This window comes from Geobacillus sp. WSUCF-018B (assembly GCF_002809985.1).
Classification (GTDB): domain Bacteria; phylum Bacillota; class Bacilli; order Bacillales; family Anoxybacillaceae; genus Geobacillus; species Geobacillus thermophilus.
The window spans coordinates 1-13,567 of sequence record NZ_PIJF01000065.1; the positions used below are offsets into that span (position 1 = coordinate 1).

At 52.1% G+C, this 13,567-nt stretch carries 13 protein-coding genes, 1 rRNA gene, 1 other RNA gene and 1 other annotated feature; of the genes, 2 read left to right on the forward strand and 13 right to left on the reverse strand.

Annotation, left to right across the window (positions count from 1 at the left end):
- The 8 genes from CV944_RS14960 to tadA all read right to left on the reverse strand — a co-directional run.
- Positions 1-74 (reverse strand): 16S ribosomal RNA (locus CV944_RS14960); the annotation flags it as partial.
- Positions 75-329: 255 nt separating this feature from the next.
- Positions 330-596 carry a pro-sigmaK processing inhibitor BofA family protein gene (locus tag CV944_RS14965; protein WP_100664461.1) on the reverse strand — a complete coding sequence of 89 codons (267 nt, stop codon included), beginning with the start codon at positions 594-596 and terminating at the stop codon, positions 330-332.
- A gap of 73 nt (positions 597-669) precedes the next feature.
- Positions 670-894: a YaaL family protein gene (locus CV944_RS14970; RefSeq protein WP_033008840.1), complete on the reverse strand. Its 225-nt coding sequence runs from the start codon at positions 892-894 to the stop codon at positions 670-672.
- 23 nt (positions 895-917) lie between these two features.
- A complete protein-coding gene (recR, locus tag CV944_RS14975) occupies positions 918-1,514 on the reverse strand; it encodes a recombination mediator RecR (protein ID WP_033008839.1) in 597 nt (198 codons plus the stop codon).
- Between the two features lie 9 nt (positions 1,515-1,523).
- The gene (locus CV944_RS14980) at positions 1,524-1,847 is read right to left on the reverse strand and encodes a YbaB/EbfC family nucleoid-associated protein (protein ID WP_375153696.1); all 324 of its coding nucleotides are present in this window, start codon (positions 1,845-1,847) and stop codon (positions 1,524-1,526) included.
- 27 nt (positions 1,848-1,874) lie between these two features.
- Positions 1,875-3,557 carry a DNA polymerase III subunit gamma/tau gene (gene dnaX, locus CV944_RS14985; RefSeq protein ID WP_033008837.1) on the reverse strand — a complete coding sequence of 561 codons (1,683 nt, stop codon included), beginning with the start codon at positions 3,555-3,557 and terminating at the stop codon, positions 1,875-1,877.
- A 209-nt stretch (positions 3,558-3,766) separates the two neighbouring features.
- Positions 3,767-4,031, reverse strand: an RNA gene (ffs, locus tag CV944_RS14990) — signal recognition particle sRNA large type.
- Between the two features lie 53 nt (positions 4,032-4,084).
- Positions 4,085-4,567, reverse strand: coding sequence for a tRNA adenosine(34) deaminase TadA (gene tadA / locus CV944_RS14995; RefSeq protein ID WP_047817618.1), 483 nt, complete (start codon positions 4,565-4,567; stop codon positions 4,085-4,087).
- A gap of 86 nt (positions 4,568-4,653) precedes the next feature.
- Here tadA and CV944_RS15000 point away from each other — a divergent pair, with 86 nt between their 5' ends.
- Positions 4,654-5,940 (forward strand): glycoside hydrolase family 18 protein, encoded by a 1,287-nt coding sequence (locus CV944_RS15000; RefSeq protein ID WP_100664462.1) that lies wholly within the window; start codon positions 4,654-4,656, stop codon positions 5,938-5,940.
- A gap of 236 nt (positions 5,941-6,176) precedes the next feature.
- On the opposite strand, the gene serS is transcribed toward CV944_RS15000, so the two are convergent.
- From serS to guaB, 5 genes are all read right to left on the reverse strand, one after another.
- Positions 6,177-7,451, reverse strand: a complete 1,275-nt coding sequence (gene serS / locus CV944_RS15005; protein ID WP_033014225.1) for a serine--tRNA ligase — start codon at positions 7,449-7,451, stop codon at positions 6,177-6,179.
- Positions 7,452-7,504: 53 nt separating this feature from the next.
- Positions 7,505-7,725 (reverse strand) — a binding site (T-box leader).
- Between the two features lie 9 nt (positions 7,726-7,734).
- A complete protein-coding gene (pdxT, locus tag CV944_RS15010) occupies positions 7,735-8,325 on the reverse strand; it encodes a pyridoxal 5'-phosphate synthase glutaminase subunit PdxT (RefSeq protein ID WP_100664463.1) in 591 nt (196 codons plus the stop codon).
- Between the two features lie 24 nt (positions 8,326-8,349).
- Complete coding sequence (gene pdxS / locus CV944_RS15015; RefSeq protein WP_033008824.1) at positions 8,350-9,234, reverse strand: pyridoxal 5'-phosphate synthase lyase subunit PdxS; 885 nt, start codon at positions 9,232-9,234, stop codon at positions 8,350-8,352.
- 129 nt (positions 9,235-9,363) lie between these two features.
- Positions 9,364-10,719: a D-alanyl-D-alanine carboxypeptidase family protein gene (locus CV944_RS15020; protein ID WP_100664464.1), complete on the reverse strand. Its 1,356-nt coding sequence runs from the start codon at positions 10,717-10,719 to the stop codon at positions 9,364-9,366.
- A 104-nt stretch (positions 10,720-10,823) separates the two neighbouring features.
- On the reverse strand, positions 10,824-12,290 hold the full coding sequence (gene guaB / locus CV944_RS15025) for an IMP dehydrogenase (RefSeq protein ID WP_047817616.1): 1,467 nt from the start codon (positions 12,288-12,290) through the stop codon (positions 10,824-10,826).
- Positions 12,291-12,416: 126 nt separating this feature from the next.
- Between guaB and CV944_RS15030 the strand changes: the two genes are divergently transcribed.
- A complete protein-coding gene (locus tag CV944_RS15030; protein WP_100664465.1) occupies positions 12,417-13,406 on the forward strand; it encodes a YaaC family protein in 990 nt (329 codons plus the stop codon).
- Positions 13,407-13,567: the final 161 nt, after the last annotated feature.

Below are 13,567 nucleotides of genomic sequence, written 5' to 3' on the forward strand. Positions count from 1 at the left end.
TCGGTCCGCTCGACTTGCATGTATTAGGCACGCCGCCAGCGTTCGTCCTGAGCCAGGATCAAACTCTCCAAAGAAAGTTGATTGGCTTTTGCTTCGGCCAATGCGGCCGAAGTTTTTTTTCATGACGCTTGCGTTTTGTTTAGTTTTCAAGGAGCTTTCGATTTAGTGTTGCGCACTTTTATTATTATACTTACTGTCCAATTCGCTGTCAACATGTTTTTTATGAACAGCGACGTTTATTAATATACTTTATATCTATACAAAAGTCAATAGTTTTTCATAAAAAAATGAAAAGGCATTTTGACTAGACGATGCCTTTTCATTATGAATCATGACAGAATATATTGGTCAATCACAATTAATGCCGCAGCCCCTGGAAGGCCAAGAAATCCGCAAACGAGCGAGGTGATAAGGTTAATCGGAATATGAATGCTGAACTGCCCGCCGATCGCGTTAATGACAAACAGCGCCAGCGCCCCGACGATCAGGCGGATAGCGGCATGGCCGATAAAGCGAAGCGCCTTAAGGCGGGCGCCAACAACGAGCAGCACGGCAATGAGCGCCAACAATACGGTAATCACCACTTTCGGCTCCAACGTTTCATGCCCCCTTCTATGCTTGTACTACAAGCATATGCACCTTGGGGGAAAAAAGAACAAAAAAAGGAAGTCAACGCACTTCCTTCAGTGTAACACGACGGTGCTTCGCTTCGCGGAGAAGAAAAAAATACTTGGCCTCCGCCAGTTGGAGCGCGCTCAGCACCTCTCGAGACGGGTCAACGCTTTTTTCAATGAGCTGTTTTTGTTCAAACCACTCCGCTCTTGCTTGTTGCAGTTCGGCCATCAACTTTTCGTCAAATTGTCTTTTTAATTTCCCCTTCCGCCGCCATAACAAACCGATCCCCACCTTCTTTCTCTCTACAGTTCGCGGCGTCCTTCCAACGCTTTTGACAACGTCACTTCGTCCGCATATTCCAAATCGCCGCCTACCGGCAAGCCGTGGGCGATGCGGGTTACCTTGATTCCTGTTGGTTTGAGCAGGCGTGAGATATACATCGCTGTCGCTTCCCCTTCAATGTTCGGGTCAGTCGCTAAAATCACTTCTTGGATCGTCTCATCCTGCAGCCGCGCCAGCAGCTCGGCGATCTTAATGTCCTCCGGACCGATGCCTTCCATCGGAGAAATGGCTCCATGCAGCACATGGTACAAGCCATTGTATTCTTTCATTCTCTCCATAGCGATGACATCTTTCGGGTCTTGGACGACACAAATGGTCGTCCGGTCGCGCCGTTCGTCTTTGCAAATGTAGCAAGGGTCCGCATCTGTAATATGCCCGCAAATCGTGCAATAATGAATATGCCGCTTTACGTCGACGAGCGCTTTGGCGAATTCAAGCACAACGTCTTCTTTCATCGCCAGCACGTGAAACGCGAGGCGGGCGGCCGTTTTTGGACCGATTCCGGGCAATTTCATAAAACTGTCAATCAGTTTGGATAACGGTTCTGGATAATGCATAGCTTCCCCCTAGAACAGCCCTGGAATGTTGAGTCCTTTCGTAAACTGCCCCATCATATCGTTGGCCAGCTCATCAGCTTTTTTGAGTGCATCGTTTGTCGCTGCCAAAACTAAATCCTGGAGCATTTCAATATCGTCCGGGTCAACGACTTCTTCTTTAATTTTCACTTCTAAAATTTGTTTATGGCCGTTGGCGATGACCGTCACCATGCCGCCGCCTGCCGTGCCCTCCACTGTTTTTTCTGCCAGCTCTTCCTGTGCTTTTTGCATTTCTTTTTGCATCTTCTGCATTTGCTTCAGCATTTTTTGCATATTTCCCATTCCGCCACGCATCATGGTTGGCATCCTCCTTCAATTCGTTTATTCTTTGATTTCAATCAATTCCTCGCCAAACAGCCGTTTCGCTTCGGCGATCAACGGGTCTTCCTGGCTTTTTTCCGCTTTCGCTTCTTTGCTGCGGATAAATTCTTCCCTTATTTTCCCCCATTCCTCTTCCGGAATGGCGATCATTTCAAAACGGCGGTTCGTCAGGTCAAATAAAATTGCTTCGACATTTTCCTTGACCGAACTCGCCGGGTCGGTCGCCATCTTGCAGTGAATTTCATACTTAAACTTTAACACAAATGCTGAAGCGCTTGCTGCGACCGGTTCACTCTCCTGCAAGAGAGCGGCGTGCGACACTTTATGCTGCCGCTTCAGCGCATCAAGTACGTCGGCCCAGCGGCCTTTCACCAAGGCTAAGTCTTCATGCGTCGCCTGCTTCAACAATTCGTAAATGCGGCCGACCGGTGCTTTATATCCCCCGGTTTTCACCGCTTTCGCCGTTTTTTTCGCAGAAGGCGCCTCCGGCGGGACGGCAGGCGCCTGCTCTTTTAGGCGGCGCAGCTCGATTTCCAGCGTTTCAATCCTCTTGATCAATGGCCCAAGTTCAGAAGCGGTCGGCGATGGAGCAGCAGCCGCTGGCTGATGGCAAAGCTTGACGAGCGCCACTTCGAGGAGAAGACGCGGGTGGTTCGTCCACTTCATCTCCTGCTGGCTTTTGTTCAACAGCTCAATCGCTCCGTACAAATCGGAAAGAGGAATCGCTTCCGAAAGCGAGGTGAACGCTTCGTCAACGACCGCAATTTGGATGGCTCCTTCCACATGAGGGGCCGTTTTGTACAGCAACAAGTCGCGATAATACAAAATCAAATCTTCAACCAAACGATTCGGATCTTTTCCTTGCGCCATCATTGCTTCAAACTGTTGCAAAACAGCCGCTGTATCTTTCCGATGAATGGCGGCAATGAAATCAGCCAACGCGGCAAATGATGCCGCTCCGGTCATCGCCAGCACGTCATCAAGCCGAAGCTTCCCATCGCTGAATGAAATCGCCTGGTCAAGCAAACTGAGCGCGTCGCGCATCCCTCCATCGGCAGCGCGGGCGATAGCCGACAGCGCCTCGTCGGATGCTTCTACGCCCTGGGCGTTCGCCACATATTTCAACCGCGAAACGATGGAGGCCAGCGGGATGCGGCGAAAATCGAACCGTTGGCAGCGGGAAATGATCGTCGCCGGGATTTTATGCGGCTCGGTGGTGGCCAAAATGAAAATGACGTGTTTGGGCGGTTCCTCAAGCGTCTTCAACAACGCGTTAAACGCGCCGATTGACAGCATGTGCACTTCGTCGATAATGTACACTTTATAACGGACCGAGGTCGGCGCAAATTTCACTTTTTCACGGATGTCGCGGATTTCGTCGACGCGGTTGTTGGAAGCGGCGTCAATTTCCAACACATCGGGAATCGTTCCGTTTGTAATGCCGAGGCAAGCGGGACATTCATTGCACGGCTCGGCCGCCGGGGCCTGTTCACAGTTGACCGCCTTGGCGAACACTTTCGCCGCGCTCGTTTTGCCTGTCCCACGCGGTCCGGAAAATAAGTAGGCATGCGATATTTTATGTTGAAGCAGGGCGCTTTGCAACGTTTTCGTCACGTGTTCTTGGCCGACCATGTCCGCGAAACGCTGCGGCCGAAAAACACGGTATAACGCTTGGTATGCCACGGAAAACGGCCCTCCTCTTCCTCTCATCTCCACTATTATATAACGTTCTGCCCTATTTTAAAATAAAAAGAGGCTGTCCCAAAAGATCGTCTCTCTATTAAAAGAGATACAATATGATCGTGTTGCCGAAGCAAATTGCCTCTGCATCTTGTCAATGAAGAAAGGGTGTCCCATTGCTTTTGGGACACCCTCTTGCTGCTTATGTAAGGCCGTGCACCTTCTGTCGATTAGCTGCCCCGAGCGTTGCTCAAGCAGTTGGCTCAGCCCAGGCGCCCCCGCGGCACATGGGAGCATCCGCTTACTGCTGCTTCCTTCCGGACCTGACAGGGTTCACGGAATCCCATTGCGCGGGACCCAGACGTCAACACCACTTACTTGAGACAGGCCTCACAACAGACTAACCTCGAGAAGGGATTCAGCCTCGCTAGAGCGGATTGCGAGTACAGGGCACCGCTACCTCCCCGCTTAGCACGGCACTATCAGTATAGCGCGTTTATAGGGAAAATGCAATGTACACAGGCCGAATTTTAGTTGGAACTTCCGCCAACATTTCTCTTTTGTTCGCGCAATCGGCGGAAAAAGCCGCTCAGCAGCGCCCCACACTCCTCCGCCAACACACCGCTTGCAACCTCAGCCTGGTGGTTGAACCGGCTTTCCTGCAATAAGTTCATTAACGTCCCGGCGCATCCCCCTTTTGGGTCGCTAGCTCCAAATACGACCCGCTCAATGCGGGAAAGAACGATGGCCCCCGCGCACATGGCGCACGGTTCAAGCGTCACGTATAACACCGCCCGTTCAAGCCTCCATGAGCCGGTCACCCGGCACGCTTCGTCAATGGCCAAAACCTCCGCATGGGCGATCGCGCGCTGTTCCGTTTCCCGTAAATTATGGGCGCGGGCGATGACGCGGCCGTCTTGAACGATGATGGCCCCGATCGGCACTTCGCCGATCCGTTCAGCTTTTTTTGCTTCTTCAATCGCCAACTTCATGTAATACTCATCGTTGCTCATCATATACCCCTTTGCACAAACGGTCATTTCTCTTTCTTTTCCATCATAAAATATGGAGAATGAAGACGCAACTAGGAGGTCAAGCGATGCAGATCCATGTCATACAGAGAGGACAAACGTTAAGCGGGATCGCTAAAGCATATGAAACGACGGTCGAGGACATTGTTCGGGCGAACAAGCTGCCAAATCCCGACCGTCTTGTCGTCGGTCAGGCGCTCGTGATTCCGATCGTCGGTCGTTTTTATTGGGTGCAACCCGGAGACAGTTTATGGTCGATTGCCCGCCGGTTTTCCATTCCGATGCAGCGTCTCGCGGAAGTGAACCGCCTCTCGTTAAATGCGCCATTGCGGGTCGGCCAGCGTCTTTACATTCCGCCCGGAGCCAAGCGGAGAGCGGAGTTTAACGCCTATATTGAACCGCGCGGTGCGACCGTCAGTCCGGCGTTGGAAGCAAGCGCCCGCGAAGCCGCTCCACATTTAACGTATTTAAGTCCCTTTTATTTTGCCATTCGGCGCGACGCGACACTCCAAGAGCCTCCGCTTGACGACTTTCCCGCCATCGCCCGCGCCAACCGCGTCACGCTCGTGATGGTTGTCGCCAACATTGAAAACGGGCAGTTCAGCGATGAGCTCGGCGCGCTTATTTTGACGAATGAAACGCTGCAAAACCGCCTGCTCGACAACATTGTCGCCGCCGCCAGACGGTATGGCTTGCGCGACATCCATTTTAATTTCGAATATTTGCGCCCCGAAGACCGAGAAGCATATAATGCTTTTTTGCGCAAAGCGAAACGGCGATTTGAACGGGAAGGATGGATGATGTCGACCGCCCTGGCGCCAAAAACGAGCGCCACCCAGCGCGGACGTTGGTACGAAGCCCATGACTACCGCGCCCATGGACAAATTGCCGACTTTGTCGTCATAATGACGTATGAGTGGGGCTACAGCGGCGGTCCGCCGATGCCGGTCTCCCCCATCGGCCCTGTCCGCCGTGTCCTCAAGTACGCCGTCTCGGAAATGCCTCCCGGAAAGATTTTAATGGGGCAAAATTTGTATGGTTATGATTGGACACTGCCGTACGTACCGGGCGGACCGTACGCCCGCGCCATCAGCCCGCAGCAGGCCATCGCCCTCGCCGCGAGGTATAACGTCGCGATTGAATACGACACCGAGGCGCAGGCGCCGCATTTTCGCTACCGCGATGAAAACGGGCGCGAGCACGAAGTATGGTTTGAGGACGCCCGCTCCATTCAGGCAAAATTCAATCTCGTGAAAGAACTTGGCCTGCGCGGAGTCAGCTATTGGAAACTGGGCCTCGATTTCCCGCAAAACTGGCTGCTCCTTTCCGACCAGTTTGCAGTCGTCAAAAGATAAGGACGCCCGCGCCAAAGAGATAAAAAAACCCGCCTTTCTCCCGGCGGGTTTTTTTATGGCTGGAAACGGCGATTCCGATCAGCCGTTTCAGATGACAATCTCCTCTTATGCGCGTCAGTACTGTTCTTTATCGCTTTGGCAGAGAAGCATTCGAGGCCGGCGTCCGCCGCCTCTTTTTCTCCGCCGCCAACGTCATTCACTATAACACGGCTGCCGGGAAAAGTCAACCAACGATTTTAACGGATGACGTCCCGGTTGCCCATGTATGGGCGGAGCGCCTCTGGGATGATGACCGATCCATCTTCTTGCTGGTAGTTTTCCAAAATAGCGGCGACCGTTCGGCCGATGGCCAACCCTGAGCCGTTTAACGTGTGCACGTATTCCGGTTTCGCTTTCGGATCGCGACGGAAGCGGATGTTGGCGCGGCGCGCTTGAAACGCCTCAAAGTTGCTGCACGATGAAATTTCCCGGTACGTGCCGTAGCTTGGCAGCCATACTTCAATATCGTATGTTTTCGCTGCTGAAAAGCCGAGATCACCCGTGCACAAGGCGACAACGCGGTACGGAAGCCCGAGCCGCTGCAAAATCGTTTCCGCCTGCCGTGTCAATTTTTCCAGTTCCTCGTATGAATCTTCCGGTTTGACAAACTTAACAAGCTCCACTTTGTTGAACTGATGCTGACGGATGAGCCCTCTTGTGTCGCGGCCGGCCGAACCAGCTTCAGCGCGGAAACAGGCGCTGTACGCTGCATAGTAAAGCGGCAAATCATCTGCAGATAAAATTTCATCGCGATGCAAGTTCGTCACCGGCACTTCCGCTGTCGGAATGAGAAAATAGTCTTCGCTGTCCAAATGAAACGCATCCTCGGCAAATTTCGGCAATTGCCCGGTTCCAATCATGCTTGCCCGGTTCACCAAATAGGGGGGCAGCACTTCTTCATAGCCGAATTCATCGAGATGGATGTCAAGCATAAAGTTGATTAACGCCCGCTCAAGCCGGGCGCCCAACCCTTTATAAAACACAAACCGGCTTCCTGTCACTTTAGCCGCCCGCTCAAAATCAAGCAGACCAAGCTGGTCGGCGATATCCCAATGCGGTTTCGGTTCAAACGAAAACGAACGCGGCTCCCCCCATCTCCGCACTTCGACATTGTCCTCTTCCGACTGGCCGACCGGTACGGATTCATGCGGAATATTTGGAATCGATAACAACAGGGCGTTGAGTTCCTCTTCCAGTTGGCGAATGTGCTCATCCATTTGCTTAATGCGGTCGCCGACTTCGCGCATTTGGACGATCAGCGGCTCCGCATCCTTTTTCTCGCGCTTAAGGGCGGCAATTTGCTGCGACACATCATTGCGTTTGCTTTTTAGCTCTTCCACCTCAGCAATCAAACGGCGGCGTTCTTTGTCCAACTGTTCAAACCGGTCGATGTTCGCCAAATCTCCGCCGCGCTGCATTAGTTTTTCTTTCACTTCTTCAAACTGGGCGCGCAATATTTTCACATCCAGCATGGCTTTTACCTCCTTTTCCATTCAATATTATACATAAAAAAGCCCCCGTCCCCAAAAGGGACGGGAGCGACCCCGCGGTGCCACCCTTATTGAAGGCTTGTAATGCCTTCCCTTTTTGCCGTTCACGGCGGCTGCCGAAAACGCCTACTGACCCGCTTTGGCGTTCAACGTTTTGCTCGAGGATGGATTCACAGGCGCTTCCTGCCGGTTTGCACCACCCACCGGCTCTCTGAAAGAAAGGGGGTCTGCTGCTTGTTCCTCTCATCGCTTTCGCTTGATCACTTTACTTAAGGCTTGACGTCATTTTCGCTTCTTTGACCATGTTGAGAAAGTATTGCATCAATCGATGATCGTCGGTCAGCTCTGGATGGAACGAGCAACCAAGAAACTGGCCTTGCCGGGCCGCGACAATGCGGTCATTGTATGTCGCGAGGACATCGACCCCGTCGCCGACCTCGACAATGTGCGGAGCACGGATGAAGACGCCGACAAACCCGTCGCCAACCCCCTTGATCGACAGCTCCGCCTCAAAGCTTTCCCGCTGCCGCCCAAACGAGTTCCGCTCGACCGTAATATCCATCAGGCCTAAGTGCGGCTCATCATACCCGACGATTCGTTTCGCCAGCAAAATGAGCCCGGCGCATGTCCCAAACATCGGCTTGCCATCAGCGGCAAATTGCTTCAATGGCTCCATCAATCCGTACTGGTCCATGAGGCGCCGCATTGTTGTGCTTTCGCCGCCCGGGAGCACGAGTCCGTCGAGTCCCGAAAGCTGCTCCGGTTTCTTCACGACGACCGCCTCGGCGCCGCACGCCTCGATGGCGCGGACATGTTCCTGCACAGCTCCTTGCAGTCCGAGTACACCTATTTTCATTGTGATCTTGCTCCTTTGTCCGGCTTACCAGCCTCGTTCTTGCATCCGATGCTCCGGCAGCAGTGTCGCGACATCGATGCCGCGCATTGCGCCGCCCAGCCCTTTCGATAGATGGGCGATCAGCTCATAGTCTTCATAATGAGTCGTCGCTTCAACGATCGCACGAGCGTATTTTTCCGGATTTTCCGATTTAAAAATGCCCGAACCGACGAAGACACCGTCGGCGCCTAAGTGCATCATGAGCGCGGCGTCAGCTGGTGTCGCGACACCGCCAGCGGCGAAGTTGACGACCGGGAGGCGGCCAAGCCGTTTGATTTCACGCAGCACTTCAACCGGAGCCCCAAGCTGTTTCGCCTCGGCGACAAGTTCGTCTTCGCTCATGCTGACAACTTTGCGGATTTGCGCGTTGACTTTGCGCATATGGCGAACGGCCTCGACGATGTTTCCTGTCCCTGGCTCCCCTTTTGTCCGCAACATCGATGCCCCTTCAGCAATGCGGCGGGCGGCCTCTCCTAAGTCGCGGCAACCGCATACAAATGGGACCGTAAACTGCCGTTTGTCAATATGGAACTCTTCATCAGCCGGCGTCAATACTTCACTTTCGTCAATATAGTCGACGCCGAGCGCCTCAAGGACGCGCGCTTCCACATAATGCCCGATGCGCACTTTTGCCATGACTGGGATTGATACAGCGTTCATCACTTCTTCAATGATCGTCGGATCAGCCATGCGCGCGACACCGCCAGCGGCGCGAATGTCTGCCGGGACGCGCTCGAGCGCCATGACTGCGACAGCCCCTGCCGCCTCAGCAATCTTCGCTTGCTCCGCATTGACGACGTCCATAATGACGCCGCCTTTTTGCATTTCCGCCATGCCGCGTTTGACGCGGTCTGTACCTGTCAATGCCAACGTTGATTCCCCCTGTTCCTATCCTTATGCTTTGCTATATACGCAAAAGGATGATTCCACTGTTTCATTTTACCTCAATTTTTACAAAAATCACAATGGAAAAAAGCCCCCCTTAACCGGGGAGCAGCGTTACAACCAACCTTTCACCGTTTTGGCAACGCTTGTCCATAAATCAGCAAACAGTCCGCCAATCGCACGCATCGAGAGAACGAACCAGTTGGCTTTCTCCACCTCGGTTGTCGTAACGAGCGGCACCCGGATGTTTTTTTGCATGTCCGGGCTTAAGAACGCGAGCGAGTCATCGCCTTTGTATTCAAGCGTCATATATCCGACCGTCTCTCCTTTTTTCAACGGAGCGATCAATTTTCCTTCTTTCGTCATTTTTTTCTGATCCAATACATAAACCGGCTTGTACTGTTTTTCCTCGCCATTTTTGACGAGCAGAGACAGCTTTTTCGCCGTTGCGACGCGAACTTCTTTTTCCTTCCCTTTCACGACTGGAATCGTCTCTTTCCCCTTCAGCTGATACCCTTTCGGATAGAGCGTTTGGAGCGAGTATTGACGAAATCCATAGTTAAATAGTTTTTCTGTCTCCTTAAAACGCGCCTCTTTCGTCGTTTTTCCGCTTGCATCCTTGGCATTCATCACGACGGAAATTAGGCGGACGCCGTTCCGCTTCGCCGTCCCGGTGAAACAGTTGCCGGCAAATTCCGTATAGCCGGTTTTCAACCCGTCTACCCCTTCGTATTTGTACACAAGCCCTGGCAGCATCCAGTTCCAGTTGTCCATTTTAATTTCGTCCTCTGTTCCTCCTCGGAACATTTTATGGGGAATGCTCGCCGTTTCCAGCACCTCTGGATGGTCTTTCAGCAGCCGGTAGGCAAGGGTGGCCATGGCCCGCGCAGACATGACATTTTCCTCATCCGAGTTTGTCCCTTCCGGGTGGAATCCTTTTAAGTCTTCGTTGCTTAACCCTGTCGCATTCACGAATTTATAATCTTTCAACCCGAGCTGTTTCGCTTTTTCATTCATCATTTTCACGAAATTTTTCTCTGACCCAGCAATGATTTCCGCAATCGCGACCGTAGCCCCATTGGCCGAATAAATGGCCATTGCCTCGTACAGTTCGCGCACTGTATACTTGCCATCTTTGCGCAGCGGAACGTTGGACAGCGCCCGGTCTTGCGACAACCGGTACACATACTCACTCGGCGTATACGTCTGATCCCACTTGACACGTTTCGCCTTAACGGCGTCAAGAAGCAAATACTCGGTCATCATTTTTGTCATGCTGGCAATGCCAAGCACCGTATCAATGTTTTTCTCATATAAAATTCTTCCCGTCTTCGCGTCCACTAAAATCGCGGCGTCCGCCCGGATGTCAAGCGGAGCGCTTTCCGCCTTCGCCGTCTGTTGAAACGGCCATAGTGTTAAGCAAAGACAAACAGACAGCAGCCAAAACAACCACTTTCGTTTCCTCTTCACATCGAAACCCTCCTCACACAACCGTTATTGTAACATACAGGCGGCCAAAAAAATAGACGGAGAATCTGTCTCCGTCAAAGTTAGGCTGATGGACGCAGCCTTGATCAAAACGCGGAGTAGTTCGGCGCTTCTTTCGTAATTTGCACGTCATGCGGATGGCTTTCGCGAAGCCCTGCGCCCGTCATGCGGACAAATTGCGTTTTCTCCCGCAGCTCATCCAAGTTCCGCGTTCCACAATAGCCCATACCGGCGCGCAAGCCACCGACAAGCTGATAAATCGTATCGGCGAGCGGCCCTTTGTACGGCACACGCCCTTCGATGCCTTCCGGGACAAACTTTTTCGCGTCTTCTTGGAAATAACGATCTTTGCTGCCGCGCTCCATCGCCGCGACCGACCCCATGCCCCGGTATACTTTAAAGCGGCGGCCTTGGTAAATTTCCGTCTCGCCTGGGCTTTCCGAGACGCCGGCGAGCAAACTGCCGAGCATGACCGCATGAGCTCCGGCGGCAATCGCCTTCACGATGTCGCCAGAGTATTTAATGCCGCCGTCAGCGATGATCGGGACGCCATGTTTGCGCGCCTCAGTCGCACAGTCATAGATCGCCGTAATTTGCGGCACACCAACCCCGGCGACAACCCGGGTCGTGCAGATGGACCCCGGACCGATTCCGACTTTAATAATGTTCGCCCCAGCCTCAATCAAGTCGCGCGTCCCTTCAGCTGTCGCGACATTGCCGGCGATGATGTTCAAGTCCGGGTATTGGCGGCGGATGTTGGCCACCGTCTCTAGGACGCCTTTCGAATGGCCGTGCGCCGTGTCAACGACAATGACATCAACCCCTGCCTCAACAAGCTTTTTGACGCGAATCATCGTGTCCGCCGTCACCCCGACGGCCGCCCCGACAATCAGCCTCCCTTTCGCATCTTTCGCCGAATTCGGGAACTCGATCACCTTTTCGATGTCCTTAATCGTAATAAGCCCTTTTAGAACTCCATTTTCATCGACGAGAGGCAATTTTTCCACTTTGTGCTTTTGCAAAATTTTTTCCGCTTCTTCTAACGTAGTCCCTACCGGGGCTGTAATCAAGTTCTCCTTCGTCATTACCTCGGAAATTTTAATCGAGTAATCCTGAATAAAGCGCAAATCGCGGTTCGTGATAATGCCGACAAGCTTTTGTTCCTCGGCATTGTTGACGATCGGCACGCCGGAGATGCGATACTTGCTCATTAAATGTTCCGCATCATACACTTGATGATCAGGCGTTAAGAAAAACGGATCCGTAATAACACCGCGCTCTGACCGCTTTACTTTGTCGACTTGTTCCGCCTGTTGCTCAATCGACATGTTTTTGTGAATGACGCCAAGACCGCCTTGACGCGCCATCGCAATAGCCATTTCCGCTTCGGTTACTGTATCCATGCCGGCGCTAATGATTGGGATGTTCAACTGGAGCGTATCGCTTAACTTCGTCGTGACATCAACATCACGCGGCAGCACGTCCGATTTTGCTGGAATGAGAAGAACATCATCAAACGTCAAGCCTTCCTTTGCGAATTTCGCTTCCCACATGTTTTCTCCCCCTTGTCCGGAAATATTATTAGTAGCTTAACAACTGGTTAAACTACTGTCAAGGAATCAAAAAAATGTCCAACTTTTCAGTTATCTTCTTACAATTCCATGGCAAGGGGGGTAAAAATGTTCGGAAATCCCGGTAAAGCTGTCAACTTTTCTATTTTCCGCTCCGCTGACGTCGCCCAGCGCTTTTTGCTGCAATGCTACAAACAGCAACAACGGGAAGACGCTGTTCAGCGCAGTTATACAAACTGTTATCCATTTTTATATTATTTGGAGCATGGGCAAAACTTTTATGCCGCCGCCAGGCAGTCGCCATTGTCCATTAAACCGGTTCTTTTGTTTTATGGCATGGTGCAGCTGATAAAGGCGTGCCTGCTCACCGTCGATCCGGACTATCCTGAATCGACATCCGTTTTAGCCCATGGAGTGTCAACGAGAAAGCGCAAAAAACAAGGCTATGAATTTTTAGATGACGAAGTCAAAATCCAAAAAAACGGTTTGTTCACTCATTTTTCTGAAAAAATGTTTCATGTGAAACAAGAGGCGGGGGAAAAATTTCGCATGGGCATGCTGTTGCAACGAATCTGCGAACTGCACGAAACATTTTTTTGTTTAAGCGAACGAAAAAAGCCATTGTCGTTGCCGGTCGTACATACGGTTTCACCGCCCATGCTGGCCATTCCGAAGGCGATTTTGGACCATTACCATATGTCGCAGCTCCGCTTCATCCAGTACATGAGCGAGGAAGGGCACGAAAAACAGCTGACATTCGCCAAGGAGGAAGGGGAATTTCTTTATTTCAAGATGGAATCGCCGCTATCGCCGATTAAGGAAGGGCCGTTTTTATTCCATTCGAACGGAACATACCATATCCCAACGAAGAAGGAAAAAATCTTTGCGCTCCCGGAAATCCATGCCCATTATTTGCTGCTGTACAATTTGAGCATGATCTCCCGCTACGAAACAGAGTGGTGGAGCGAACTTCTTCACTCTTACTCAAGCAAGGCGTACATTTTTATTCTTCAATTTCTTTCCATATCGGCGGACAAAGTGCCCCTGCTGCTAAACGAATATTTAATGCATAAGTTTTGGGTCAAGCCAAATGATTGAATGCTCTCCCACCTGCACGAACGCGCGGGAGTGAAGGCTTCCCAGCGCGGGTTGATAAAAAGCACCCCATTGCGCGTCATGCACAATGAGGTGCTCTGTTTTCCGCCTAGCAGCGACCTACTCTTGCAGGGGCGCTGGCCCCAACTACCATCGGCGCTGGA